The 23,543-nt window shown below is 69.4% G+C and carries 26 protein-coding genes; 10 read left to right on the forward strand and 16 right to left on the reverse strand.

The features are described 5' to 3' along the window. Positions 1-8 precede the first annotated feature (8 nt). The gene (locus ACFCZF_RS08425; protein ID WP_376670996.1) at positions 9-830 is read right to left on the reverse strand and encodes a trans-aconitate 2-methyltransferase; all 822 of its coding nucleotides are present in this window, start codon (positions 828-830) and stop codon (positions 9-11) included. A 144-nt stretch (positions 831-974) separates the two neighbouring features. Here ACFCZF_RS08425 and tamR point away from each other — a divergent pair, with 144 nt between their 5' ends. After that, a complete protein-coding gene (gene tamR / locus ACFCZF_RS08430; protein WP_210963411.1) occupies positions 975-1,472 on the forward strand; it encodes a MarR family transcriptional regulator TamR in 498 nt (165 codons plus the stop codon). A gap of 138 nt (positions 1,473-1,610) precedes the next feature. Here tamR and ACFCZF_RS08435 read toward each other — a convergent pair whose 3' ends face one another. Next, the gene (locus ACFCZF_RS08435; RefSeq protein ID WP_376670997.1) at positions 1,611-2,384 is read right to left on the reverse strand and encodes a LuxR C-terminal-related transcriptional regulator; all 774 of its coding nucleotides are present in this window, start codon (positions 2,382-2,384) and stop codon (positions 1,611-1,613) included. A gap of 333 nt (positions 2,385-2,717) precedes the next feature. Here ACFCZF_RS08435 and ACFCZF_RS08440 point away from each other — a divergent pair, with 333 nt between their 5' ends. Then, a complete protein-coding gene (locus ACFCZF_RS08440; protein WP_376670998.1) occupies positions 2,718-3,173 on the forward strand; it encodes a GNAT family N-acetyltransferase in 456 nt (151 codons plus the stop codon). Positions 3,174-3,200: 27 nt separating this feature from the next. Here the strand turns inward: ACFCZF_RS08440 and ACFCZF_RS08445 are convergent, their stop codons facing one another. The 3 genes from ACFCZF_RS08445 to ACFCZF_RS08455 all read right to left on the reverse strand — a co-directional run bounded on the left by ACFCZF_RS08445 (position 3,201) and on the right by ACFCZF_RS08455 (position 4,846). Continuing rightward, positions 3,201-3,800, reverse strand: coding sequence for a Uma2 family endonuclease (locus tag ACFCZF_RS08445; protein WP_376670999.1), 600 nt, complete (start codon positions 3,798-3,800; stop codon positions 3,201-3,203). A gap of 63 nt (positions 3,801-3,863) precedes the next feature. Next, complete coding sequence (locus ACFCZF_RS08450; protein WP_376671000.1) at positions 3,864-4,613, reverse strand: ATP-binding protein; 750 nt, start codon at positions 4,611-4,613, stop codon at positions 3,864-3,866. Next, positions 4,610-4,846 carry a hypothetical protein gene (locus ACFCZF_RS08455; protein WP_376671001.1) on the reverse strand — a complete coding sequence of 79 codons (237 nt, stop codon included), beginning with the start codon at positions 4,844-4,846 and terminating at the stop codon, positions 4,610-4,612. The genes ACFCZF_RS08450 and ACFCZF_RS08455 overlap by 4 nt, the downstream gene beginning before the upstream one ends. Positions 4,847-5,219: 373 nt before the next feature. Here ACFCZF_RS08455 and ACFCZF_RS08460 point away from each other — a divergent pair, with 373 nt between their 5' ends. The 4 genes from ACFCZF_RS08460 (at position 5,220) to ACFCZF_RS08475 (ending at position 6,928) form a co-directional block, all read left to right on the forward strand. Continuing rightward, positions 5,220-6,086, forward strand: coding sequence for a helix-turn-helix domain-containing protein (locus ACFCZF_RS08460; RefSeq protein ID WP_376671002.1), 867 nt, complete (start codon positions 5,220-5,222; stop codon positions 6,084-6,086). Further along, on the forward strand, positions 6,083-6,307 hold the full coding sequence (locus tag ACFCZF_RS08465; RefSeq protein WP_337307382.1) for a DUF397 domain-containing protein: 225 nt from the start codon (positions 6,083-6,085) through the stop codon (positions 6,305-6,307). Before ACFCZF_RS08460 ends, ACFCZF_RS08465 begins: the two co-directional genes overlap by 4 nt. Positions 6,308-6,442: 135 nt before the next feature. Then, the gene (locus tag ACFCZF_RS08470; RefSeq protein ID WP_376671003.1) at positions 6,443-6,631 is read left to right on the forward strand and encodes a DUF397 domain-containing protein; all 189 of its coding nucleotides are present in this window, start codon (positions 6,443-6,445) and stop codon (positions 6,629-6,631) included. A gap of 51 nt (positions 6,632-6,682) precedes the next feature. Next, complete coding sequence (locus tag ACFCZF_RS08475) at positions 6,683-6,928, forward strand: hypothetical protein (protein ID WP_376671004.1); 246 nt, start codon at positions 6,683-6,685, stop codon at positions 6,926-6,928. A 276-nt stretch (positions 6,929-7,204) separates the two neighbouring features. Here ACFCZF_RS08475 and ACFCZF_RS08480 read toward each other — a convergent pair whose 3' ends face one another. Together ACFCZF_RS08480 and ACFCZF_RS08485 are read right to left on the reverse strand one after the other, a co-directional pair. Then, on the reverse strand, positions 7,205-7,558 hold the full coding sequence (locus ACFCZF_RS08480; protein ID WP_376671005.1) for a hypothetical protein: 354 nt from the start codon (positions 7,556-7,558) through the stop codon (positions 7,205-7,207). Positions 7,559-7,860: 302 nt separating this feature from the next. Continuing rightward, the gene (locus tag ACFCZF_RS08485) at positions 7,861-8,034 is read right to left on the reverse strand and encodes a hypothetical protein (RefSeq protein WP_376671006.1); all 174 of its coding nucleotides are present in this window, start codon (positions 8,032-8,034) and stop codon (positions 7,861-7,863) included. Positions 8,035-8,126: 92 nt separating this feature from the next. On the opposite strand from ACFCZF_RS08485, the gene ACFCZF_RS08490 reads away from it, so the two are divergent. Both ACFCZF_RS08490 and ACFCZF_RS08495 read left to right on the forward strand, forming a co-directional pair. Next, the gene (locus ACFCZF_RS08490; RefSeq protein WP_376671007.1) at positions 8,127-8,321 is read left to right on the forward strand and encodes a hypothetical protein; all 195 of its coding nucleotides are present in this window, start codon (positions 8,127-8,129) and stop codon (positions 8,319-8,321) included. Positions 8,322-8,362: 41 nt separating this feature from the next. Next, complete coding sequence (locus tag ACFCZF_RS08495; RefSeq protein WP_376671008.1) at positions 8,363-8,911, forward strand: IS5 family transposase; 549 nt, start codon at positions 8,363-8,365, stop codon at positions 8,909-8,911. Here ACFCZF_RS08495 and ACFCZF_RS08500 read toward each other — a convergent pair. From ACFCZF_RS08500 to galT, 5 genes are all read right to left on the reverse strand, one after another. Continuing rightward, positions 8,908-9,969, reverse strand: coding sequence for a hypothetical protein (locus ACFCZF_RS08500; protein ID WP_376671009.1), 1,062 nt, complete (start codon positions 9,967-9,969; stop codon positions 8,908-8,910). The genes ACFCZF_RS08495 and ACFCZF_RS08500 overlap by 4 nt on opposite strands. After that, positions 9,957-10,613, reverse strand: coding sequence for a hypothetical protein (locus ACFCZF_RS08505; RefSeq protein WP_376671010.1), 657 nt, complete (start codon positions 10,611-10,613; stop codon positions 9,957-9,959). Before ACFCZF_RS08505 ends, ACFCZF_RS08500 begins: the two co-directional genes overlap by 13 nt. A 275-nt stretch (positions 10,614-10,888) precedes the next feature. Beyond that, a complete protein-coding gene (gene galK, locus ACFCZF_RS08510) occupies positions 10,889-12,064 on the reverse strand; it encodes a galactokinase (RefSeq protein WP_376671011.1) in 1,176 nt (391 codons plus the stop codon). 65 nt (positions 12,065-12,129) lie between these two features. Next, positions 12,130-13,092: a UDP-glucose 4-epimerase GalE gene (gene galE, locus ACFCZF_RS08515; protein WP_376671012.1), complete on the reverse strand. Its 963-nt coding sequence runs from the start codon at positions 13,090-13,092 to the stop codon at positions 12,130-12,132. Then, positions 13,092-14,150: a galactose-1-phosphate uridylyltransferase gene (gene galT / locus ACFCZF_RS08520; RefSeq protein ID WP_376671013.1), complete on the reverse strand. Its 1,059-nt coding sequence runs from the start codon at positions 14,148-14,150 to the stop codon at positions 13,092-13,094. The genes galE and galT overlap by 1 nt, the downstream gene beginning before the upstream one ends. 205 nt (positions 14,151-14,355) lie before the next feature. On the opposite strand from galT, the gene ACFCZF_RS08525 reads away from it, so the two are divergent. Both ACFCZF_RS08525 and ACFCZF_RS08530 read left to right on the forward strand, forming a co-directional pair. Next, positions 14,356-16,035 carry a sodium:solute symporter family protein gene (locus ACFCZF_RS08525; protein ID WP_375909683.1) on the forward strand — a complete coding sequence of 560 codons (1,680 nt, stop codon included), beginning with the start codon at positions 14,356-14,358 and terminating at the stop codon, positions 16,033-16,035. Between the two features lie 21 nt (positions 16,036-16,056). Then, positions 16,057-16,374, forward strand: coding sequence for a hypothetical protein (locus ACFCZF_RS08530; protein WP_375909684.1), 318 nt, complete (start codon positions 16,057-16,059; stop codon positions 16,372-16,374). Between the two features lie 235 nt (positions 16,375-16,609). Here ACFCZF_RS08530 and ACFCZF_RS08535 read toward each other — a convergent pair whose 3' ends face one another. From ACFCZF_RS08535 to ACFCZF_RS08550, 4 genes are all read right to left on the reverse strand, one after another. Beyond that, positions 16,610-17,284, reverse strand: coding sequence for a LuxR C-terminal-related transcriptional regulator (locus tag ACFCZF_RS08535; protein ID WP_376671014.1), 675 nt, complete (start codon positions 17,282-17,284; stop codon positions 16,610-16,612). A gap of 251 nt (positions 17,285-17,535) precedes the next feature. After that, positions 17,536-19,410 carry a PQQ-binding-like beta-propeller repeat protein gene (locus ACFCZF_RS08540; protein ID WP_376671015.1) on the reverse strand — a complete coding sequence of 625 codons (1,875 nt, stop codon included), beginning with the start codon at positions 19,408-19,410 and terminating at the stop codon, positions 17,536-17,538. A gap of 187 nt (positions 19,411-19,597) precedes the next feature. After that, positions 19,598-21,370: a PQQ-binding-like beta-propeller repeat protein gene (locus ACFCZF_RS08545; protein WP_376671016.1), complete on the reverse strand. Its 1,773-nt coding sequence runs from the start codon at positions 21,368-21,370 to the stop codon at positions 19,598-19,600. 273 nt (positions 21,371-21,643) lie between these two features. Further along, positions 21,644-23,458: an ABC-F family ATP-binding cassette domain-containing protein gene (locus tag ACFCZF_RS08550; RefSeq protein ID WP_376671017.1), complete on the reverse strand. Its 1,815-nt coding sequence runs from the start codon at positions 23,456-23,458 to the stop codon at positions 21,644-21,646. Positions 23,459-23,543 lie beyond the last annotated feature (85 nt).

A 23,543-nucleotide genomic window follows, 5' to 3' on the forward strand; every position in this document is an offset into this window, starting at 1 on the left:
CGCGCCGATCAGCGAGTGCCCTCCTTCCGGGCGACGGCGAAGACGCGGCGGAAGGGGAACGGGGTGCCGTGCGCCCCGGCGGGATAGGCGGCGCGCAGGACGGTCCGGTACTCCTCGACGAACGCGTCGCGGGCCTCCGGGTCGTCGTCGAGCGCGGTGAGGACGGGCCGCAGCCCCGTCCCCTTCACCCAGTCCAGTACGGCGTCCTGGCCGGGCAGCAGATGGACGTACGTCGTCTCCCAGACGTCGGCGGTGCAGCCGGCGGCGGTCAGGTGGGCGAGGTAGGCCTCGGGGGTGAGGACGGCGCCGTCGTGGCGCAGGGTGCCGGCGAGGCGGTCCCGCCAGCGCCGGGAGTGGGCGAGTTCGCGCATCAGGCGGTGGCTGGGGGCGTCGAAGTTGCCGGGTACCTGGAAGGCGAGGACGCCGCCGGGGACGAGAGCGCCGATCCAGTCGGCGAAGCGCTCGACGTGACCGGGGACCCACTGGAGGGTGGCGTTGCTGATGAGGAGGTCGTACGGCTCGGCGGGCGTCCAGGTGCGGGCGTCGGCGGGGGCGAAGTCGATGCGGCCGCCCTGCGGTGTGGGCCCGGCGTGTTCCCGGGCCCGTTCGAGCATCCGGGGTGAGTTGTCGTAGCCGGTGATGCGGGCGGTGGGCCAGCGGTCGGCGAGCAGGACGGTGACGTTGCCGGGGCCGCAGCCGAGGTCGGCGATGCGGGGCGGGGTGCCGGCCAGGTCCGGGACGCGGGCGAGGAGGTCGGTGAACGGGCGGGCCCGGGGCCCGGCGTGCCGCAGGTACTGGGCGGGGTCCCAGGCGGGGGCGGTGGCGGGCATGGAACCTCCAGAGGCTGGACCGGGCCGGGGCTGTCCGGGGCGGGGCTGTCCGAGACGGGTACCCAGCGTCACGCAAACTATCTCGACGTCAAGACAGTCAACATCAAGAGACTTCACGTCGACACAACCACTACACTGATCGTCATGGAGGACGAGGTCGATCGGCTGGTCGCAGCATGGCGCCGGGAGCGCCCGGACCTCGACGTGGAACCGCTCGAGGTACTGAGCCGGGTCAGCAGACTCGCCCGGCACCTGGACCGCGCACGCCGCCTGGCCTTCTCCGAACACGAACTGGAGCCCTGGGAGTTCGACGTCCTCACGGCACTGCGCCGCGCGGGTACCCCGTACCAGCTCTCGCCGGGGCAGCTCCTCACCCAGACCCTGGTCACCTCGGGCACGATGACCAACCGTATCGACCGCCTGGCCAAGAAGGGCCTGGTGGAGCGCCTGCCCGACCCCAGCGACCGACGCGGCGTACTGGTCCGGCTCACGGACGAGGGCCGCGACCGCGCCGACCAGTCACTCGCCGGCCTCCTGGCACAGGAGCGCGCCATCCTGGCCGAACTCTCCCGGGCCCAACGCAGCGAACTGGCGGCGCTGCTACGCCAGCTGACCGCCCCGTTCGACAACATCCCCGGTTGAGGGCCTCTGGGCAGATCGTGCCGCAGACGCGGGGGCCGGCACGCGCATCTGCCGCGTTGTCGTCGGTTGCCAGGGCTCCGCCCTGTCGCCCTCCTCCGCCTTGCAGCTGCACGCACCAGCCCCCGCTCACCGGCGTAGTCAGGCGCTGTTGCTCTCCTGCGACCCGATCTGCCCGGGAGGCCCCAAGTCCGCCGGCCCCACCCCGGCCCGCCTGGCCAGTGCCACGGCGGCGAGGGTGGAGTGGACGCCCAGCTTGCCCAGCACGTTCTGCATGTGCGTCCGCACGGTGTGCGGGGAGAGATACAGCCGCTCGGCGACCGCCTTGCGCCCCAGCCCGGCCACCATGCAGCGCAGCACCTCCCGCTCCCGCGGGGTCAGCGACTCCACCAGCCGTTCGCTCTCGGTGCGGTGCTTGCGGGCGGCGGTCAGCTCGCGCAGGACGCCGGTGAGCAGCGCGGGCGGCAGATGCGTCTCGTCGCGCAGGACGCCCCGTATGACGCTGAGCAGCCGCGACAGCGAGCAGTCCTTCGCCACCCACCCGGAGGCCCCGGCCCCCAGCGCGAGGGCCGCCCGACGGGGGTCGTCCTTCTCGGCGAGGACCACGATCCGTACGCCCGGCTGCCCCGACCGCACCCCGGCGACCAGCGAGATCCCGTCCACCAGCCCGTCCTCGTTGCCGTCCCGCACGGGCACGGCCGGGCGCGCGCCGGGCACATGACCCCCCAGGTCGGCGTCGACGAGCAGCACGTCGAACCGCCGCCCCTCGGACGCGGCCCGCTCCAGGCAGCGCAGCGCGGCCGGGCCGCTGCCGGCCGCGGAGACGTCGACGTCCGGCTCGGCGGCCAGGGCGGCGGCGAGCGACTCGGCGAAGATGCGATGGTCGTCGACGACCAGGACTCGGATACGAACCACGAAACCCCCTCCCCCAAGCTCCGGGAGGAGCAGGGGATACCCATCGTCTGTCCATCCACGGAACACGGAACCCGGAACACGGAACCCGGAAGACGACACCGGCACGGGTACGACGCCCGAAGCTTCGTATCCAACTGTGCGCTCGGTACTCCGGGACGGGTCGCCGCAGCCACACGGCCGCCGCCATGCAGTAACCGCTACCCCCGCCCCGGGCGCCGTACCCGGCTGTCTCGCCCCCTGAACGGCACCGGCCCCCACCGGTGCTGCTCATCAGAGTACGGGCGGGCGCCGGGAGCGGAAGGTTATTTGCAGAACTGACAGCCCGGCACGTTTATGGTGAGCCGCATGTTCCGTCTAGTGACAGAAGTGGACAGGGAACGACGCGATCTGCTGCGCACCCGCCTGCGGGAGACAAACACGGCGGCCTCCTCGGTCCTGCGCTCCCTGCGCGGAACCCCTCACGAACGCGAATTCCCGCTGCACGTCTGGGTGCTGGACGAGACGGGCGGCCTGGCGGGCGGCCTCGTCGGCCACACCTGGGCGACCTGGCTCCATGTGACGTACCTGTGGGTGGACGACCGGCACCGGGGCGCGGGGCTGGGCTCGGCCCTCCTGACGGAGGCGGAGCGAACGGCCCACGACGAACGCGGCTGCGCGGCGTCCCGCGTGGAGACCTGGGACTTCCAGGCCCCGGACTTCTACACGCGGCACGGCTACGACGTGATGTGCGTGATCCCCGACTATCCGCCGGGGATCACGGAGTACACGCTGGTGAAGCGGCTGGGGTGAGCCCGGCCAAGACGACCGGGCCGGTCGTCACTCGGGCTCCAGCCCCATGTCCTTCGCGCTGTAGCGGGGCAGTTCGGTGGTGCCGATCGTCCAAGTGCCGAGGTCGGTGGCGACGGCGACCGGTTCCCCGTACGGACCATGCAGCCGGTTCTCGTACGCAGGACGGCCGTCGGACCGGCCGATCCCCCACTGGTAGGTCCAGGTTCCGTCCCGCGGGTCGAGGATCAGGTAGTGCGGGATGCCCATGGCCGGATAGTCGCGGGTCTTGGCGCGGTAGTCGTTGTCCGGGTTGGACGGGGAGATGATCTCGATCGCCAGGACGATCTCGTGGGGGTCGAGGGGGTCATCGGTCTGCATGGCGTCGCCGGAACAGACCAGGATGTCCGGGATCCTCAGCGTGCCGAGGGACGCGTCGTCGGTGTCGGTCGCCTCGAACGCGAACAAGCCCTCCGGAACCTGAGCATCGAGCTGCCGGGACACCAGCTTCGCGGTGAGCTGGTGGCGGGGCCGCGGGCTCATCATCATCACGAGCTGCCCGTCACTGATCTCGGGCCAGGCAAAGCCCGGCGGTGGAGTCATACGATCACGGCGGTGACGCAGTCGCCGGTACAGGGTCTCCTGAGTCATGGGTCCTCCCGGCCTCCAGTATGAGGGCGATGACACACCGGGGCGGGCGTGAAAGCCCCCCGTTCACCCGGGACCGGCCGGCGCTCCCGGCGCAGCCCCGACGGAGACCTCGGCCCAGACCGTCAGGCCGCCGCTCGTCCGCCGCGTCCCCCACCGGGTGGCCAGCGCGTCGGTGATCAGCAGACCGCGTCCACGCTCACAGTCCGAATCGGCTGGTCCGGTCGGCGCGGGGAGCACCGGCGTACGCCCGCTCCTGCCGTCGTCGGTCACGCCGATCGTGACCGTGTCGGCGGTGAGAGCGCAGGTGACCGTGACGGTGGGGCTGCCACTGTGCTCCAGGGCGTTGGCGGCCAGTTCCCCGGTGATGGCCTCCAGGTCGTCCGTCGCGCCGGGCAGCAGTCCCCATGACCCGGCCGTGGCCCGGACGTAGCGCCGGGCGGTACCGGCGGAGGCGAGGTCCCTGCCGGGGAGGGTGAGCAGGCCGTACGCGCGGGGCGCCGGAGGAGTCTGGTCCGCCGGGTCCCTCCCGGTTCCGCCGAGGCGAGCGCCCCGGGACCGGGCGATGAGCAGGGCGTCTGCGAGCGCGTCCGCCAACTGGCCTGTCAGAAGGCGGATTTCCGCGTTCCCCGGGCGGTGCGTCGCCATCCGTCCCCGCGTTCGGCCGAGCAGTCGTTCGCCCAGACCGAGCTGCACCTCTTCGATCCGGTCGGCCAGCCGGGAGACGGTGCCGTCGCCGTCCGTGATGAGCAGGCCGGGCCGGCCGTGGGTGCCGGTCCGGGGCAGGAGCCGTACGTGGTTCTTGTCGCCGTTCATGACGCCGCTCCCAACCAGGCGTGGGTGTCGCGGACGTCGAGATCGACGCCGTAGGTGGCGCACCAGAGGACATCGCGGCGCAGGCGCTGCACCCGGGCCTTCTCCTCACGCTCGTAGGCGGTGAGGTAGGGGCGGACGAGAGGGGTGGAGGTGCCGTCGATGGGGGCGTGCCAGTGGCGGACGGTAGGAGCGAGGGCGGAACGGACGGACCGCGTCCGCGACGTTGCCCTCAAAACTGCCCGTGTCCTGTGCGCTGACGGCGACGACCTCTCCGCTCGCTGACGTCCGGTCGGTTCGAGGAACAGCCGTGACCAGCGGGCGAGATTCCTGTATAGGCGCCGCATGGATACCCCTTCGGTTCGATCGGGTGCGGAGACAGGGGCCGAACTGGCCAAGACGGCTTCGCCTTCCGGTCGATGACTCGGCTGCGCAGCCGCATCGGCCGCCAATGTCCCCTGGTGCCAAGCAAATTGCAGGCGACTCGAAGAGCATGGTTGCCTGCGAGCAATATTTCTCGCAATAGTTCTCACTCGAAAGTGTCACTGGCGGGGAAGTCGGCGAATACCGATCACGTCGGCGCTACCGTGCGCACCAGGGAGGTAGAAGATGACTGACGCTCAGCCCAACCTGCACCGGAGACGCCTGGGCCTGGAGCTCCGGGCGCTACGCAAGGCGGCAGGAATGAGCCTTGCCGAGGCCGCCCATCGGCTGGCACTTTCCGGAGCCCCGGCGCTCAGCAAGATCGAGAACGGCAAACAACGGGTGCCGCCCGTAGCGCTCGCCGGCTTCTTCGAGGTGTACGGACTCCAGAACACGGAGCGGACCGACAGGCTCCGCAGACTGGCGTCCCTTGCCAACTCGGGAAGGCGGAGCAATCTTCTGGATCAGTACCGCCACTCCATCCGGGACCCCTTCGCCGAGTACCTGCACCTCGAAGAACTGGCGACGAAGAGCGAGACCTTCACATGGCTGATCCCTGGACTGCTTCAGACGGTGGAATACGCCCGCTCCATCGTGGAGCGCAGCCGCAAGTGGCAGACCGACCGCGAGATCGACAACTTCGTCGAGCTGCGCATGGCCCGGCAGGAGACACTGTCACGCACGTCCCCCTTGCACCTTTGGTGTGTGCTGGACGAATCAGCACTACAGCGGGAAGTGGGCGGAAGGCAGGTGATGAAGGCCCAGCTGGAGCACCTGCTCGACGTGACCGAACGCTACAAGGACGTGACTGTCCAGGTGCTCCCTTTCACCCATGGCGCCCATGCAGGCATCGACGGGCCGTTTCACCTGCTGCACTTCCCTGCCGGTCCCCCCGTGGCAGTGGTGCAGCCGATGACAACATCCCTGTACCTGGAGGAAGATAGCGACATCGGGCGCTACGAAACCGCGTTCAATCACCTCCGCGCCGAAGCCCTCGACGTGGAGGCGTCCCGACACCACATCCACGAGCTGATCAAGGACCGCTACACATGAACAAGAAGGTCGACCTCACCAACGCCGCCTGGGTCAAGAGCGACCTGAGTGACGGAGGCGACAACTGCTTGGAGGTTGCGTTCGTCGAGGGTGTGGTCGCCATGCGCGACTCCAACGACACCGGCGACCCCGACGCCCCGGTCCTCATAATCTCCGAGGACGACTACCGGGCCTTCGTGGGCGGCGTCGCCCAGGGACAGCGCAGTCTTCTGCTGCCGTAGCCCGGACCGTTCCCAGAGGGGAGACAGTGGAGCCCGCTGCCCGAACCGAGAACGGCGGACCACCGCCCCGGGGCAGAGCACGACAGGAGCTGTTCTCATGACCGGCATAGCGCCTTCCCCGACGAGCACACGACTGTGAACTGGTTCAAGAGCAGCTACAGCGGTGGCGAGGGCAACGAGTGCGTCGAAGTCGCCGGCCGCGGCCCATGGGTGACCGTGCGGGACTCGAAGACGCCTCATGAAACCGTGACCGTTTCCACCCGCGCCTTCGCCGCGTTCGTCGAGGGCCTGCCGAAGACTCAGCACGACAACGTCCGGCCATAGACGTCGGCATCAGACATGGAACGGTTCTCTCCGGACGGCCCCAGTCCCCCTATGCGTACCATCGGCGAGCTGCGTGCCGCCCTCACCATGCGGTACGGCTTCCCCGGCGATGCCGACGATTTCGAGGCCGAGCTGGCCCGGGAGATCAACCGTGCCGATCCCGCCGACCTCTCTGGTGTCGTCCGCCTCGTCGAGGAGTTCCGCGGTCGAGTCATCACCCGCCAGGACACCGCCTTCGACACCGCTGTCGCCGCAGCCGTCGCAGAGATTCAGGCGGCCCGGACGACGGTCCCGTGACCGATGGTCAGCGGCAGACCGTCGCCGAGACCGCACAAGGGGCCCGGACTCACTACGTGAGGGCCTTCACTTTTCCTGTTGCGCGGCACGGTCCCTCTCTCCCAGCCTTCCAGACGTTCTCAAGCCACACGAAGGAGGAAACCGCCTCCCCCAGGCATAGCGAGCTGAACCTTCCGGCGATCGTTCTGCGGGGCGAAGTGCCCCGTGCCGTCGGCCCGGTGATGAAGGGCGCGACTGCCTGCCAGAACTCGGCAGGGACTGAGAAGTCGACACGCATCACTGTCCGCCCTCATCACCGGGGCGCCGGTCGGTCGGGGGCCCGGGTGCCGGAGGAGGCGGGACCGGGCCCCCACGGCCCGCCCGCTGCTGGTCGTGCAGATCCATGAGCCGCCGGTTCTTCTCGTACCAGCGCCGCATCCACCGCGGTGTCAAAGCCGCCACCACGGCCAACGGGGCGCCAAGGGAGGCCAGCGCCACGGCAGCACCGGGTCGATCGTGCAGCACCCAGGCCAGAGCGAAGCATCCGAGACTGAGCAGGGCGAGGACGACGGCGAGCCTTCGTCCTCCGTTGGCGTTCTCCTCGTAGGCGGTCAGCTTCCGCCGTGTCGAGGCCATCTCGATGTCTGACACGGGGCTGCCCGCACCAGCATGCACGCCAGGCACCACCCACGTCTGCAGGAGCGGACCTCCCGAGCGCAAACGCTCTTGAGTCTGGAGGGCGCGTTGGCGGGCGATCGGGGAGTCGTCTCGTATGAAGACCAGACGGAGGGTGCTCTTGCTGGGCATCTCGGTGGCGCGGAGGGCATAACCAAGTTCGTGGCCGATCGCCGTGACTTTGTCGGAGTGCCTCCCCCCGAAGCCTCCGAGCAGGAACTCGGCGCGCCCGCGTCCGTCGAAGGAGGCCAAAATCTCCGCGTCATTCATTGTGTCGCTCACTTCCCCTCTCTCGCGGCCTTGTCCTTCTCACTGCCGGCCTTCCATGCATTCTCGAAGGCCACGAGCAGATTGCCGCCGGGAAGCGCCGACTGCAGGGCCTGCCGGTCGTCCTTGGGCATGAAGTAGCCGAGCGCGGTGGGGTCGGCGATGAAGGCTGCAACGGTGTCCACCAGCCCGAAGTTCGCTGCAGCGTCCGCCGCGCGACTAGGCCGGTTCGTTTGGATCACTTCCGCTGGCCGAGGTTGTCGTTGATGATGTCCGTGTGACTCACCGCATCAGCGCTCTGATCTCGGCCTTCGGCGTCCTTGCCAGCGCGATGCTGCTCGTTCTTGCCGTTCGTGAGTACCGCTCTGGGGCATCGGTCCTCTGGCTCGTGGCTGGAGCCGTGATCTTCCTCAGCGCTTCGTACACGCTCGTGCGGGACGCGCGGCGGCTCCGCACTGGGCCGACCGCCTGACAGCGGCGCCGTTCCAACCAGCCCCGCCGGTCGTTGTTCGTGTGTGCCAGTTGGCTGACGCGCAGTGGGCGCGAATCGAGCCGTTACTCCCAGATCGGACGCCGCAGCGGGGTGGTCGGTGGCGGGACCACCGTGAGGTGATCGACGCGATCGCCTGGAAGTTTCAGTCGGGATCGCAGTGGGTCCACCTCCCTGAGAAGTACGGCAACTGGCGAGGCGTCTACAACCGGCTGCGAAACTGGGCCATCGACGGCACCTGGGAGCGGGTGTTCACCGCGCTGGTCGCACAGGCCGATGCCGACGGCCTCAACTGGGCCGTCTCGGTCGGCTCGACCATCGTGCGCGCACACCAGCACGCGGGCCGGAGCCCGCGAAAAGGGGCCCCAGCAGGCGAACCCGCAGACCACGCCATCGGCCGGTCCCACGGCGGACTGACCACGAAGATCCACCTCGCCTCCGACGCCCGCTGCCGGCCACTGGCCTTCGTGCTCCATGATCTCGCCAATGTGCTCGATGTTGCTCCGCACACGGTTCAGCACACCGAAGTCGATGTATATGTCGCTCATCGTTGCCCCGTTTTCGTGATCTAGCGGTTCACGGCCTGGATCTCCTGGACCACGACATTCTGGTCAGCTCCGAACTCGCCGTTGGGAAGGTCGCCACCCGCACCAGTCGTGCTCGTCCAGCTGATCTTCCAGGTGACGGTGGCTTGGAGCTTGTACGAGCCGTCGCCGGAGGAGCGCAGGTACTTCACCCCGCACGGCGGGGTCTCGTCGGCCTTGCCCTCGGCGTAGGGCTCACCGATCCGCCCGTCATGGATCTCGCACTGACCGGAGGCGGGGTACGTGACCGCGTCTTCCGTACCCGGGGTGATCTTCAGGGAGACGGGCTCGGCCGTGGTCGTGGCGCTCAGACCGAGCAGTGGGACGGACGCGGTGACGGAGACCGGCTTGAACTCGGCGGTGTCCAGCCAGGCCCACGTCGGAAGGTTCACCTTCGTGGCGTTCGCCGGGGCGAGTTCGACCTCAGTGGAGGGCACGTGGATCTCGGCGTACGCGAGCTGGGCGAGCATGTCGGATGTGATGGCCTGCGGGACATCGGCCGGCGGAGCGTCGCCCTCGTCAACCCAGAAGGGCAGCTCGTCACAGTCCTGGGCCGCCGGATCCGACTCCCGCCCCTCTGTGACATACGCGTCCCACCAGTATCCCTCGCCCTCCTTGTCCTTGTTGAAGTCCTTGTAGGGCTTGCCGTTGACGAAGTGATTCTGCGTCTTCAGGGCCCACTCGGGGCTGGGGGCGCTACTCATCCACACCTGACGCATCTGCGAATCAAGCTGCTTGGGCGTGTACTTCGGCGCGTAATAGCAGGCCGGAGGCGTCCAGGACGTGGTCGACGTGACGGCACCGGCTGACTCTCCGCTGCCGTTCTTCGAGCGCTCGAAGACGATCACACCGCTGACCCCTGACTTGAGGGTGTCACCGGCACGCCCACCCGAGGCGTTGGTGTCCGCCTCAGAACCGGACCCACCGAAGGAACCTTCTCCAGGATTGGTCTTGTCTGCGAAAGCACTGGGAATCGAGCACAGCCACATCGACCCTGCGGCGGCAGTGACAGCGGCAAGGCGAAACAGCCGGGTCACGGCTGGCACCCAGCGGCACCGCGAGTCGACGTGATCTTCACGAGCTCCCAGATTCCATACTCGTTCTTGGAGACCTCAACGTTGTAGGCCACGTAGCTGTCTTTGGTGACCTTCGTACCCGTGAGCTTACCGGTCTTGATGATCTTGCTGTAGGCCTTGCTCTCGTCAGCGCAGTAGCCGATCGCTGCACTGGTTTCGGACTTCACCTTCACTGCACGGTCGAAGTACCGAGTGGTGCCCGTTACCGTCCAGCCCGCATCCTTGAATCCCTGGACCCACTTCTCAGCGGCAGCAGCACCTGCGCCTTCCGTATAGAACTCCAGGGCTGGAAGGCGTGGATTTTGGGCGACGATCGCCGCGTCGAGCGCGCGGACGAGTTCCGCGTTGTCCCGCAGAATCGCGTCCTCAACGGGCTTTCCGGTCTCTTCCGGCGTGAAGACGTCCTTGACGTCCGACGGCAACTTGATCGTCGGGCGCTCAGCGGAGTCCGACGCACTCGGCGAAGCCGAGGTCGACGAGTCGGCTTCCGTGTCGGCGCCCGCGATCTTGTCGTTGTCCTTGGAGCTGTCCTCACCGCTCCCGCAGGCGGACAGTGACAGGGCCGCAGCAGCAGCCAGCGCGATGGCTGTGAGCGGGGTGGGGCGGCGGTTCACGGATGGCTCCCGGTGGGGCGAGGGTTCTCACGAGTGTGCCAACGCTATCGGTCGGGACTTGGGTGACAACAGCCGCCTTTACGTCAACCCCGACTGCCTGAGCAGGTAGGCCCTGGCAGAAGCCGCCGTGACGGCAGGGCTTCAGGTGCGCTGTTCCGTTACGCAAGCTGTGAACAGCGTGAGTGCCTCCACGCCTTCCGGGTGCCTCGACAGCCCGGGAAGACGCGCGAATTCCAGGCCCTGCAGGGTGGATCCGAGCACAGTGGCCCCCCGCCTCACCCCACCCGCCGAGCCCCCGCCCCAGGCACCGCCTCGAACACCCGCGGGGCCGTGTAGCCCGCCGCCGCGAAGGACTCCTCCACCGCCTTGGTGATGGCGTCGACGTCGGACTCCTCCGCCAGGACGATCGCCGAGCCGCCGAAGCCGCCGCCGGTCATGCGGGCGCCGAGGGCGCCGGAGGCGAGGGCCGTGTCGACGACCAGGTCGAGTTCCGGGCAGGAGATGCGGAAGTCGTCGCGCAGGGAGGTGTGGCCCTCGATCAGGACGGGGCCGATGGCGCGGGTGTCGCCGGATTCCAGGAGGGACACGACGCGTTCGACGCGCTCGTCCTCCGTGACGACGTGCCGGACCAGGCGGCGTACCTCCTCGTCGTCGGCCAGGCGCTCCAGGGCGGAGTCGAGCTCCGCGTACGGCACGTCCCGCAGCGCGTCCACGCCCAGCAGTGCGGCGCCCTTCTCGCAGCCCGCGCGGCGTTTGCCGTACTCGCCCTCGCTGTGGGAGTGCTTGACCTGCGTGTCGACGACGAGCAGGCGCATGCCCTCGGCGGCGAGGTCGAAGGGGATCTGGCGCTGGGAGAGGTCGCGGGTGTCGAGGAAGAGGGCGTGGCCCGCTTCGCAGCAGGCGGAGGCGGTCTGGTCCATGATGCCGACGGGTGCGCCCACGTAGACGTTCTCGGCGCGCTGGCACAGGCGGGCCAGTTGCCAGCCGCGCAGGCCGAGGGCGTAGAGGTCGTTCAGGGCGAGGGCGACCACGACCTCCAGGGCCGCCGAGGAGGAGAGGCCCGCGCCGGCGGGGACCGTCGAGGCCAGGTGGATGTCGGCGCCGGTCAGCTCGTGGCCGGCCTCGCGCAGCGCCCAGACGACGCCCGAGGGGTACGCGGTCCAGGACCTGTCCGACTCGGGGGTCAGGTCCGCGACGCGCAGTTCGACGGGGTCGGCCCCGATGTCCGCCGAGTGCAGGCGCAGGATGCCGTCGTCGCGCCGGGAGACCGCCGCGACCGCGGTGTGCGGCAGGGCGAACGGCATGACGAAGCCGTCGTTGTAGTCGGTGTGTTCGCCGATGAGGTTGACCCGGCCCGGCGCCGCCCACACTCCCTCGGGGTCCGCCCCGTACAGCTCCCGGAACCGCTCGCCGACGGCACCCGCGACATCCCCTGCGACAGCCTCGCCCATGCCCTGACCCCTCGCCCTTCCGGTAAGTCCGTATGTACTGGCCCGCGCGTACTGGCCCGCGCGCTCTAGCCCGCGCGCCGCTGCGCGAACTCCCACGCGTCCGCCACGATCCCCGCGAGGTCCGCGCGCGACGGGTTCCAGCCCAGTTTCTCGCGGGCCGTGCCGGCCGAGGCCACCAGGACCGCCGGGTCGCCGCCCCGTCGGGGGGCCAGGACCTCGGGGATCGGGTGGCCGGTGACCTGGCGGACGGTCTCGACGACCTCGCGGACGGAGAAGCCGTTGCCGTTGCCCAGGTTGCAGATGAGGTGCTCGCCGGAGGCGGCCGCGTCCAGGGCCAGCAGATGGGCCTCGGCCAGGTCGGCGACGTGGATGTAGTCGCGGACGCAGGTGCCGTCCGGCGTCGGGTAGTCGTCGCCGAAGACGGAGATGGCGTCGCGCCTGCCCTGTGCCACCTGGAGGACCAGCGGGATGAGGTGCGACTCGGGATCGTGGCGCTCGCCGTACTCCCCGTACGCGCCCGCGACGTTGAAGTAGCGCAGCGAGACCGCGCCCAGGCCGTGGGCCGCCGCCTCGCCGGTGATCATGTGGTCCACGGCCAGCTTCGACGCGCCGTAGGGGTTCGTGGGCTTCGTCGGCGCGGACTCGACGATCGGGACCTCGTCCGGCTCGCCGTAGGTGGCGGCGGTGGAGGAGAAGACGAGACGGCGCACGCCCGCGCCCCGCATGGCCTCCAGCAGGGCCATGGTGCCGCCGACGTTGTTGTCCCAGTACTTCTCGGGCTTCACGACCGACTCGCCGACCTGGGAGAAGGCGGCGAAGTGCAGCACGCCGTCGTACGACGCGTCCAGCCACTTGGCGGCGTCGCGGATGTCGCCCTCGATGAAGGAGGCACCGCTCGGCACGCCCTCGCGAAAGCCCGTCGAGAGGTTGTCGAGGACGACGACCTCGTGGCCGGCCTCCAGCAGGTGCTGGGCGACCACACTGCCGACATAACCGGCCCCGCCCGTGACCAGGTACTTCCCGCTCATCAACTCGTTACCTCTCGCAGTCGCTCGGCCGCGCGCTCCGGGGGCACGTCGTTGATGAACACGTTCATGCCGGACTCGGAGCCCGCGAGGAACTTCAGCTTGCCGGACGTCCGGCGGATGGTGAAAAGCTCGAGGTGCAGCGCGAAGTCGTCCCGCGCCACGCCCTCGAAGTCCTCCAGCTGCCCGAAGGGGGCCTGGTGCCAGGCCGCGATGTACGGCGTCGGAGGCTCACCGATCCCGAAGATCCGGTCGAAGCGCCTCAGGAGTTCCAGATACACCTGGGGGAATTCTGTGCGCGCCGCCTCGTCGAGGCCGAGCAGGTCGGGCACCCGCCGCTTGGGGTAGAGGTGCACCTCGTACGGCCAGTGCGCGGCGTACGGCACGAAGGCCACCCAGTGTTCACCCTCCAGGACGACCCGCTCACCGGCCAGTTCCTCCGCCAGGACGGCGTCGAACAGGTTCTCCCCGCCCGTCGCCTCCTTGTGGGCGGCCACCTGGCGCAGCATCAGGGCGGTGCGGGGGGTGGTGAAGGGGTAGGCGTAGATCTGCCCGTGCGGGTGACCGAGCGTCACTCCGATCTCGGCGCCCCGGTTCTCGAAGCAGAAGACCTGTTCGACGGAGGGCAGATGGGACAGCTCGGAGGTGCGGTCGGTCCAGGCGTCGAGCACGAGCCGGGCCTGCTCCTCGCTCAGATCGGCGAAGGAGGCGTTGTGGTCGGAGGTGAAGCAGACGACCTCGCAGCGGCCGGAGTCGCCGGCCAGCGAGGGGAAGCGGTTCTCGAAGACCACCACGTCGTACGACGAGTCCGGGATCTCGCTCAGCCGCTCGCCCTGCGAGGGGCACAGGGGGCACTCGTCGGCCGGCGGGTGGTAGATGCGGCCCTGGCGGTGCGAGGCGACGGCGACCGAGTCGCCGAGCAGCGGGTCGCGGCGGACCTCGGAGGTGGTGACGGTCCGGTCCAGCGGACGGCGGTCGACGGCGTCCCGCACGGTGTCGTCGCGCAGGTCGTAGTAGACGAGCTCGCGACCGTCGGCCAGCCGGGTCGAGGTCTTCTTCACTGCCGGACTCCTCTACACCTGCATCCGCACCCAATCATTCAACACAATCAAACATAACATGTCACAACCGACCAGCGACCAATCAGCGACCCGCCAGCCCATCGATCATCACAATCAAACAAAGAAAGTCACCAAAAGTGTTCAAATACTGAACGCGGAGGCGTAAGTTCCGCTCGGATCAGTTCGCGCAACGAAGCGAGTTCGTATGCATACCCCCACACATCTAGCCGCGGAGCTTCGACTCCCCACCAACTGGCTCGACTACTCGATCCTCGGGATCTACTTCGTCGTCGTGCTCGGCATCGGCTTCGCCGCCCGCCGTTCGGTCAAGACCAGCCTGGACTTCTTCCTGTCCGGCCGCTCGCTGCCCGCCTGGGTCACCGGCCTCGCCTTCGTCGCGGCCAACCTGGGCGCCACCGAGATCCTCGGCATGGCCGCCAACAGTGCCCAGTACGGCGTCTACACGACCCACTGGTACTGGATCGGCGCCATCCCGGCGATGGTCTTCCTCGGCCTGGTGATGATGCCGTTCTACTACGGCTCGAAGGTCCGCTCGGTCCCCGAGTTCCTGCTGCTGCGCTTCGACAAGGCATCGCACCTGCTGAGTTCGATCCTGTTCGCCGTAGCCGCCATCCTCATCGCGGGCGTCAACCTCTACGCCCTCGCGATCGTCGTCGAGGCCCTGCTGGGCTGGCCCCAGTGGGTGGCCATCGTGGTCGCCGGCTTCTTCGTCCTGGCGTACATCACCCTGGGCGGCCTGTCCTCGGCGATCTACAACGAGGTCCTCCAGTTCTTCGTGATCCTGGCCGGCCTCATCCCGATCACCATCCTGGGCCTGAAGAAGGTCGGCGGCTGGGACGGCCTGTCCGACTCCCTCACGCAGTCACGCGGCGGCGACTTCATGACCGCATGGGGCGGCACGGGCATCGGCAGCGACAACCCACTGGGCGCCAACTGGCTGACCATCGTCCTCGGCCTCGGCTTCGTGCTCTCCTTCGGCTACTGGACGACGAACTTCGCCGAGGTGCAGCGCGCCCTGTCCGCGAAGAACCTCTCGGCGGCCCAGCGCACCCCCCTCATCGCCGCGTTCCCGAAGATCTTCATCGTCTTCGTGGTGATGATCCCGGGCCTGGTCGCCGCGGTCCTCGTCCCGAAGATCGGCACGCCCGGCTCGGACCTCCAGTACAACGACGCGATCCCGTACCTGATGCAGCAGTTGCTGCCCAACGGCGTCCTCGGCATCGCGGTCACCGGCCTGCTGGCCGCCTTCATGGCGGGCATGGCGGCGAACATCTCCTCCTTCAACACGGTCTTCACCAACGATGTCTGGGCGAAGTACGTCGTGAAGGGCCGCGAGGACGGCTACTACGTGCGCTTCGGCCGCCTGATCACCGTGATCGGCGTCCTGGCCTCGATCGGCACGGCCTTCCTGGCGTCGTCCTTCTCGAACATCATGAGCTACCTCCAGACGCTGTTCTCCTTCTTCAACGTGCCGATGTTCGTGGTCTTCATCATCGGCATGTTCTGGAAGCGGGCGTCCATGAAGTCCGGCTTCTGGGGCCTGATCGCGGGCACGACCGCGGCGATGGTGAACTACTTCGTCATCTACAAGCAGGGCATCATCGACATCCCCTCCGACCAGGGCGCCAACTTCGTCTCCGCGATCGCGGGCTTCGTGGCCGGTGCGGTCGTCATGGTCGCCGTGTCCCTGTTCACCGCGCCGAAGCCCGCCGCCGAGCTCCAGGGCCTGGTCTACGGCACCACCTCCCCCGGCATGTCCGAGGCGCCCGCCAAGGGCGACGACGCGTGGTACCGCAAGCCGGCTCTCCTGGGCTGGGGCGCGGTCGTACTGGCCGCCGCCTGCTACATCCCGTTCTCGTTCTGATCGCGGGAGGATAGAGAGAGCATGTCTGATTCCAACTCCTACTCCGACAAGAACGTCCAGGACGAGGTCTCCGAGCTGGAGACCAAGTCCGTCACGGCCGCGCGGCTGTTCGACATCCGGCGGATCATCGGCGGGCTGTTCGTCGTCTACGGCGTCATCGTGACGATCGCGGGCTTCGTGGCGTCCGACGACGAGATCGACAAGGCGCAGGGGGTGAACATCAACCTGTGGACCGGGCTGGGGATGCTGCTGCTGGGGTTGTTCTTCCTGGCCTGGCTGAAGCTGAGGCCGACGGCTCCACCGCCGCCGGTCTCTGAGGAGGGGGCTCCGCGGGAGTGACGCGGTGCGGGTGCCCTGCGCTTGGGGGGCATCCGGCGCCGGTGCGGGTGCCCTGCGCTTGGGGGGGCATCCGGCGCCGGTGCGGGCCGGGGGTGGGTGACGCGGCCCGGCGCTGCGGGGTGCCTCCCCCACTCTCGGCTTCGCTCGAGCGGGGGGACCCCCATCGCCCACCCGTGCCGCCCTGGGGGTACCTCCCAGGCCGTTCAGGCACTGGGGGAGGCACGACTGCCCGCAGCTACGCGCCTGCTGCGCCCGCCCGGTCCAGTAGGCCCGTGCGGGCGGCCAGGGCCGCTGCCTCCAGTCTCGATCCCACGCCCAGCTTCATCAGGACCCGCTGGACGTGCGTACGCGCCGTGGACGGGGCGATGCCCATGCCCGCCGCGATCAGCCTGGTGTCCTCGCCGTCGGCGACGCGGACCAGGACCTCCACCTCCCTCGGCGTGAGCATCTGCAACAGCCGCTGCCCCTCGTCGTCGGGCTGGGCCGCCGGATTCAGCAGCTCACCGAACGCCCCCTGCAACAGCGACGGCGCCACCGCCGCCTCCCCGGCCCGCGCCTTCATGATCGCCCGCTCGACGCCCTCTATCCGCTCGTCGTGCCGCACGTACCCCGACGCCCCCGCCGCGAACGCCGCCGCGATCCCGCGAGGACTCGGCACCGGCCCCAGCACCAGCACCGCCACCTGCGGACGCTCCCGCTTGATCCGCAGCACCGGATCGAAGATGCCCGGCTCGGCCGGCGTCGCCGTCCCCAGCAGGCACACCTCCGGCGCCCGGCTGATCACCAGCTCCGCCGCACCCGCGGCCGGCGCCGCCGCGGCGAGCACCCGGTGCCCGCGCAGCTTCAGCGCCGAAGCCAGCGCCTCGGCGAGCAATCGGTGGTCGTCGACCACCATGAGCCGTACTCCCATGGAGCAACCCCCCAGTCACCCGGTCCCCCGGCACGGACGGCAAGGCCCCCGGACTCCCCCGCCCACGGCCCCGGCCCCCACCCCGCCCTTCATGCCCCGGAAGCTACACGCTGGCTCGACGTCGCGCTGCCCCTACCGGCGAGAACCGCCCCGGCTCGCCGAAATCCCCCGCAATACGGCCCCGCCCCTGAAGGAACAGGGACGGGGCCGCGAGAAGGACCGTGGGGTCGCCGGCGGTACGCCGAGCGGCGTCAGCCGCTGGTACCGAATCCGATCGCCAGGTACTCCTTCTCGTCCGCGCTGGACGGCTCGCTGGCGTACACCTGCGACATGTACAGGTGCCCCTGCGAGTAGAGGATCTCGGAGTACTCCGGCAGCATGCTCGACTCGACGTCCCGCACCGCCTCCGTCGCCGGGTTCTCCAGCAGCGTGGTCTGCTTGAACGACCCGCCGTCGATGCTCACGATCTGGCCGCCCTTGTCGTACGGCGGGCGCTTGTAGGCGATCACGTTGCCGCCGTCCATGCGCAGCGGGGTGATCGTGTAGCCGTCACCGGCGTCGGCGCGCTGACCGGTCTGCTTCCCGGTGGCCAGGTCGAAGGCGACGACCTCGTTGGTCCGGCTGTACGACTCGCCGCTGCCCTCGTGCTCCTCGGTCGGGATGTAGAGCCGGTCGTCGCCGACCGCGAGCCCCGAGCAGTGCTCGATCTTGGTGATGGTGTCGCAGCGGGCCGCGAACTGCTCGCCCGGCGCGGAGATACGGGTGAGCAGCTTGCCGGTCTTGTTGTCGATGGAGAAGAAGTCCGAGATGCCGCTGCCGTCACCGGCGGAGTCGCCGACGTCGGCGGCCACGACCAGCGGGTTCGTCGACACGATGCCCGCGTACTCGATGCCCTTGGCCATCTTGTACTCGGAGATCACCTTCCCGCTCTTCGGGTCGATGGTCTGGATGTTCAGCTGCCGCGCGTCGTACGAACCGCACTTGCGCACCGCGACCAGCTTCTCGCCGCCGCCGTAGCCGGCGTCGTAGCAGGTGTCGGTGGTCTTCGGGGACCAGAGGATGTCGCCCTTGGCGATGTCGAAGGCCACACCGCCGTCGGTGCTGCCGGCCGCGACGGTGTCGCCGCTGATCGTGACGTTGTCGAAGGACATCGGCTGGTCACCGGCGGTCTTCGTCCACAGCTTCTTGCCCGCGTCCAGGTCGATGACCGCGACCTGGGTGCAGCCGTGCGAGGGCTCCGCCTTGGTGGGCATGTCGGGCTGGTGGACGATGACCGTCTTGTTGTCGTCGGTGACGTGCTTGCTGGCCGTGCATACGGGGCCGTCCAGCTTGATCGTCCACTTCTCGCTGCCCTTGGCGGGGTCGTAGCCGACGATCTCGGCGATGCCGCTCTTGGCGTACACCTTGTCGGTGAGCCACGAGCCGGAGACGACGACGCTGTTGTCCTCCTTGCTCACCGCGGGCGCGGGAACCTGGAAGAGCACCTTGGATGCGGGGTCGGACGGCACCTTCTCCTCGCCGCCGGAGGACTTGCCGCCCTCACCGCCCTTCTCGTCCGTGCCTCCCTTGCCACCGGTGCCCCCGCTGGAGCTCGCGGTGTCGTCCTTGCCGCCGTCGTCGTCGGAGCCGGCGTACCAGACACCGCCGCCGATGATCAGGGCGATGGCGACGACGGCCGCCACGATGATCGCCATCTGCGCGTTGATCTTGCGTCTGCCGCCACCCGGCCCGCCGGCCTGGGGCTGCATCGGCACGGTCGCCTGCGGATAGCCGTAGCCGGGGTAACCGGGCTGACCGGGCTGGCCGTACGGCGGCGTCGGCTGCCCGTACGGGCCGGGCTGCTGACCGGGCTGCTGGCCCGGCTGCTGACCGGGGTAGCCGTAACCGGGCTGGGGCTGCGGCGGAGTCTGCGGGTACCCGTACCCCGGCTGCGGCGAACCCGTCGGCGGGGTGGGCGGAGCCGCGGGCGCCTGCGGCGGCGTCTGCGGGTAGCCGTAACCCGGCTCGGGGGCCTTGCCGAGGTTCGGCCCACCGCCCGACGGCGGGGTGGGCGGCTGGCCCTGCGGCGGGCCGAAGCCTCCCCCCTGCGGGGGCTGGTTGGGCGGCGGGGGCGGCGGCTGGGTCATGACGTGAGTACCTCGGGGAGCGGAGACGACAGGGACGGCAGAGGCTGCCGGGACGGCCGGGCGAACCGGCCTGGGCGGCCGGACCGCACGGACCGGACGGACCGGACGGACCGCACGGGCCGGGCTGACCGCACGGGCCGGGCTGACCGCACGGATCGGGCTGATCGCACGGGACGGGCGAAGAAGGTCACTTGCCGAAGGCGAGCATCAACTTCTCCTTCGACTCGTCGTTGCCGGTCAGGCGGGTGGTGGAGATGTAGAACCGCCCGTCGACCCAGTCGATGTCCTTGGAGTAGAAGCTGTTCTCGATGTCCGCGACACCCTGCGGGTTCTGCAGCAGCTTGACCGGCTTGTGGCTGCTGCCGCCGGTCGCGATCGACACGACCTGGCCGCCGGCGTCGTAGGACGGCTGCACGTAGGCGATGAGCTGGTCGCCCTCGACCCGCAGCGGCATCATCGACTCGTCCGCGGGGGACTTCGCGCGCCACTTCTCCTTGCCGGTGGTGAGGTTGATCGCGACGACCTCGTTGGCGCCGCTGGTCGCCTCGGTCGGCAGGTAGAGCGTGTTGTCGGCGACGGCGACACCCGCACAGCCCTGGAGGTCGCGGTCGAGGATGGCCCAGCCGCATTCGGGGGCGAAGTCCTCGTCGACGCCGACCTGTTCGAGGACCTTGCCCTTGGAGGTGAAGGTGGAGATGTTCCAGACCTTCTTGTCCTCGTTGGTGGCGTAGACGACGAGCGGGTCGACGGAGTAGGCGCGCTCGACCCGCCAGCCCTTCTCGTACTTGTAGGTCCACAGGACCTTGCCGGTCTTCGGGTCGAGACCCTGGACCTCGTCGTGCTCGTTGTTGCCGCCGGCACCGCAGGAGGCGACCTGGACGATCGTCTTCGGTCCACTGGCGAAGCCGGCGGGGAAGCAGGCGTCGCCGTACCGCTTCTTGTCGTACAGCTTCTTGCCGCTGCGGACGTCGTAGGCGGTGCCGGACTGGGAGCGGCCGACCATCAGGATGTCGCCGCTGACGTTCAGCTCGACGGAGAGGGTGGTGTCGAAGAGCTCGCCGTCCTCGACCTCCTCCTTCCAGCCCTTCTCACCGGTGGCGAGGTCGATCTCCTGCATCTGGTTGCACTTGGCGCGGTCGCTGGAGCCGCTCATGTACGCGACGACGATCTTGTCGCCGGCCGTCTTCTCCGGGGTGACCGCGCAGATCTTCTCCGGGAAGGCGATCGGGTCCCAGCTGGGCTTGCCGTCGCCGACGTTGTAGGCGAAGACCTGCTTGTACGCCGCCTTCACCGCGGTCTCGCCGGTGATCCACATGCCCGGGGCGTCGGCGCCGGAACCGGGGGCGTCGGGCGCCTCCTTGTACCAGAGCACCTTGGACTCACCGGCCTGGCGGCCCTCGTTGAGGTCCTCGGGATCCTCGCCGCCGTCTCCGCTGCCGTCGCCGGGGTTGACCGGGGCGCCACCGGAACCGGAGGGCTTGGGGTCGTCGCTCTTGCCGGCGACGGGCTTCTTGTCCTTCTCCTCGTCACCGCCGCTCGCGGTGACCGCCCACACGCTGCCGCCGATGACGAGCAGGGCCGCGACAGCGGCGCCGATCACCAGGGCGGGCTTGCCCTTGAAGGGGTTGCGGGACCCGGAGCCGCCGGGCGGCGGGGTGCCGGGCGCGCCCGGGAACTGCGGCTGCGGATAGCCGTAGCCGGGCTGCTGGCCGTACGGACCCGGCTGCTGGGGCTGGGCGTACGGGCCGGAGTTGTACGGCCCCGGCTGTCCGTAGGGACCCGGCTGCCCCGGCTGTCCCGGCTGCTGCTGCGGGTAGCCGTACCCCGGCTGCGGCTGCTGCGGCGGACCGGGCGGCGGGCCCTGCGGGGGCGGCGGGGTCGGTGCCCCGAAGCCTCCCGGTGGTGGATCCTGCGGTGCTCCGAAGCCACCCTGCGGCGGCTGATTGGGCGGCTGGCTCATCAGCGCGTTCCCCCTTATTACTCACTGATTTCTAGCCACGTCCCGAGGTACGCGCTGGCCTCGGAGTCGTTTGACGGCAGTCATTCAGACAGTTCTCGGACGGCCTTTCTATCACCCGGGCAGGACGGCACACCGGGCCGCGTCCGCCCCTGTTCCCAAGGGAGGACCCGCCCGTGATGCCTCTGTTACGGGCGGGGGGTCTGGGGGGTATCCCCCCAGAGAGCACAGCACGTCCTCTTCACGCCGTACGCGCCCCCCGCGCGCAGGGCAGGCTCAGGCGTCCTCGGCCAGTTCCAGCCAGCGCATTTCCAGCTCCTCGCGCTGACCGGCCAGTTCGCGCAGCTCGGCGTCCAGCTCGGCCACCTTCGCGAAGTCCGTGGCGTTCTCGGCGATCCGCGCGTGCAGCTTGGTCTCCTTCTCGGAGACCTTGTCCAGCTGCCGTTCGATCTTCTGGAGCTCCTTCTTGGCGGCGCGCACGTCGGCGGCGCTCTTCTCGGGCACGTCCGCGGACGGCTTCGCGGCTGCCGCGAGTACGGTGGCCGCGGCCGCCTCCTCCATGCGCCGGCGCCGCTCCAGGTACTCGTCGATGCCGCGCGGCAGCATCCTCAACGCACCGTCGCCGAGCAGGGCGAAGACCCGGTCGGTGGTGCGCTCCACGAAGAACCGGTCGTGGGAGATGACGATCATCGAGCCGGGCCAGCCGTCGAGGACGTCCTCCAGCTGGGTCAGGGTCTCGATGTCGAGGTCGTTGGTGGGCTCGTCGAGGAAGAGGACGTTGGGCTCGTCCATGAGGAGCCGGAGCAGCTGGAGGCGGCGCCGCTCACCGCCGGACAGGTCGCCGACCGGCGTCCACTGCTTCTCCTTGCCGAAGCCGAACGTCTCGCACAGCTGCCCGGCGGTCATCTCCCGGCCCTTGCCGAGGTCGACGCGCTCGCGGACGTGCTGCACGGCCTCCAGCACCCGCCAGGTGGGGTCGAGTTCGGCGACCTCCTGGGACAGGTACGCCAGCTTGACGGTCCTGCCGACCTTGACGTGCCCACCGGCGGGCTGCTGCTCCCCGTCGCTGTACGCGGCGTTCGCGAGGTCCCGCAGCAGGGAGGTCTTGCCGGCGCCGTTGACGCCGACCAGGCCGATGCGGTCGCCGGGGCCGAGCTGCCAGGTGACGTGCTTGAGCAGCACCTTGGGACCGGCCTGGACGGTCACGTCCTCCAGGTCGAACACGGTCTTGCCGAGCCGGGACGACGCGAACTTCATCAGCTCGCTGCTGTCCCGGGGCGGCGGCACGTCCGCGATCAGCTCGTTGGCGGCCTCGACGCGGAAGCGCGGCTTGGACGTCCGCGCGGGGGCGCCGCGCCGCAGCCAGGCCAGCTCCTTGCGGACGAGGTTCTGCCGCTTGGTCTCCTCGGTGGCGGCGATGCGTTCGCGCTCGGCGCGGGCGAAGACGTAGTCGGAGTAGCCGCCCTCGTACTCGAAGACGTCGCCGCGCTGCACGTCCCACATGCGGGTGCAGACCTGGTCGAGGAACCAGCGGTCGTGGGTGACGCAGACGAGCGCGGAGCGCCGCTCGCGCAGGTGCCCCGCGAGCCAGGCGATGCCCTCGACGTCGAGGTGGTTGGTGGGCTCGTCGAGGACGACGAGGTCCTGTTCGTCGATGAGCAGCTTGGCGAGCGCGATACGGCGCCGCTCACCACCGGAGAGCGGCCCGATGACGGTGTCAAGACCCTGCGGGAAGCCCGGCATGTCCAGCCCGCCGAACAGCCCGGTCAGCACGTCCCGGACCTTGGCGTTGCCGGCCCACTCGTGGTCGGCCATGTCGCCGATGACTTCGTGGCGGACGGTGGCGGCGGGGTCGAGGGAGTCGTGCTGCGTGAGCACGCCCAGCCGCAGCCCACCGGATTGGGTGACGCGGCCGGTGTCGGGCTCCTCCAGCTTGGCGAGCATCCGGATCATGGTCGTCTTGCCGTCGCCGTTACGGCCGACGACACCGATGCGGTCCCCCTCGGAGACGCCGAGGGACACGCCGTCGAGAAGTGCACGGGTGCCGTACACCTTGCTGACGTTCTCGACATTGACCAGGTTGACGGCCATTTCTCTCCTGACTGGGGGACGATCAGCCTTCAAGCGTAGGCCCTCCGGGGGGTGGGGTGACGCGGACGGGGGTCGTCACTCTTTG

This window comes from Streptomyces sp. NPDC056296, assembly GCF_042268605.1.
Taxonomy (GTDB): Bacteria; Actinomycetota; Actinomycetes; order Streptomycetales; family Streptomycetaceae; genus Streptomyces.

Bases quoted from the DNA above. Each gene is read 5' to 3' on its own strand.
- ACFCZF_RS08425 (WP_376670996.1), bottom strand. From the start codon at position 830: ATGCCCGCCACCGCCCCCGCCTGGGACCCCGCCCAGTACCTGCGGCAC.
- tamR (WP_210963411.1), top strand. From the start codon at position 975: ATGGAGGACGAGGTCGATCGGCTGGTCGCAGCATGGCGCCGGGAGCGC.
- ACFCZF_RS08440 (WP_376670998.1), top strand. From the start codon at position 2,718: ATGGTGAGCCGCATGTTCCGTCTAGTGACAGAAGTGGACAGGGAACGA.
- ACFCZF_RS08445 (WP_376670999.1), bottom strand. From the start codon at position 3,800: ATGACTCAGGAGACCCTGTACCGGCGACTGCGTCACCGCCGTGATCGT.
- ACFCZF_RS08450 (WP_376671000.1), bottom strand. From the start codon at position 4,613: ATGAACGGCGACAAGAACCACGTACGGCTCCTGCCCCGGACCGGCACC.
- ACFCZF_RS08460 (WP_376671002.1), top strand. From the start codon at position 5,220: ATGACTGACGCTCAGCCCAACCTGCACCGGAGACGCCTGGGCCTGGAG.
- ACFCZF_RS08465 (WP_337307382.1), top strand. From the start codon at position 6,083: ATGAACAAGAAGGTCGACCTCACCAACGCCGCCTGGGTCAAGAGCGAC.
- ACFCZF_RS08475 (WP_376671004.1), top strand. From the start codon at position 6,683: ATGCGTACCATCGGCGAGCTGCGTGCCGCCCTCACCATGCGGTACGGC.
- galK (WP_376671011.1), bottom strand. From the start codon at position 12,064: ATGGGCGAGGCTGTCGCAGGGGATGTCGCGGGTGCCGTCGGCGAGCGG.
- galE (WP_376671012.1), bottom strand. From the start codon at position 13,092: ATGAGCGGGAAGTACCTGGTCACGGGCGGGGCCGGTTATGTCGGCAGT.
- ACFCZF_RS08525 (WP_375909683.1), top strand. From the start codon at position 14,356: ATGCATACCCCCACACATCTAGCCGCGGAGCTTCGACTCCCCACCAAC.
- ACFCZF_RS08530 (WP_375909684.1), top strand. From the start codon at position 16,057: ATGTCTGATTCCAACTCCTACTCCGACAAGAACGTCCAGGACGAGGTC.
- ACFCZF_RS08535 (WP_376671014.1), bottom strand. From the start codon at position 17,284: ATGGGAGTACGGCTCATGGTGGTCGACGACCACCGATTGCTCGCCGAG.
- ACFCZF_RS08540 (WP_376671015.1), bottom strand. From the start codon at position 19,410: ATGACCCAGCCGCCGCCCCCGCCGCCCAACCAGCCCCCGCAGGGGGGA.
- ACFCZF_RS08545 (WP_376671016.1), bottom strand. From the start codon at position 21,370: ATGAGCCAGCCGCCCAATCAGCCGCCGCAGGGTGGCTTCGGAGCACCG.
- ACFCZF_RS08550 (WP_376671017.1), bottom strand. From the start codon at position 23,458: ATGGCCGTCAACCTGGTCAATGTCGAGAACGTCAGCAAGGTGTACGGC.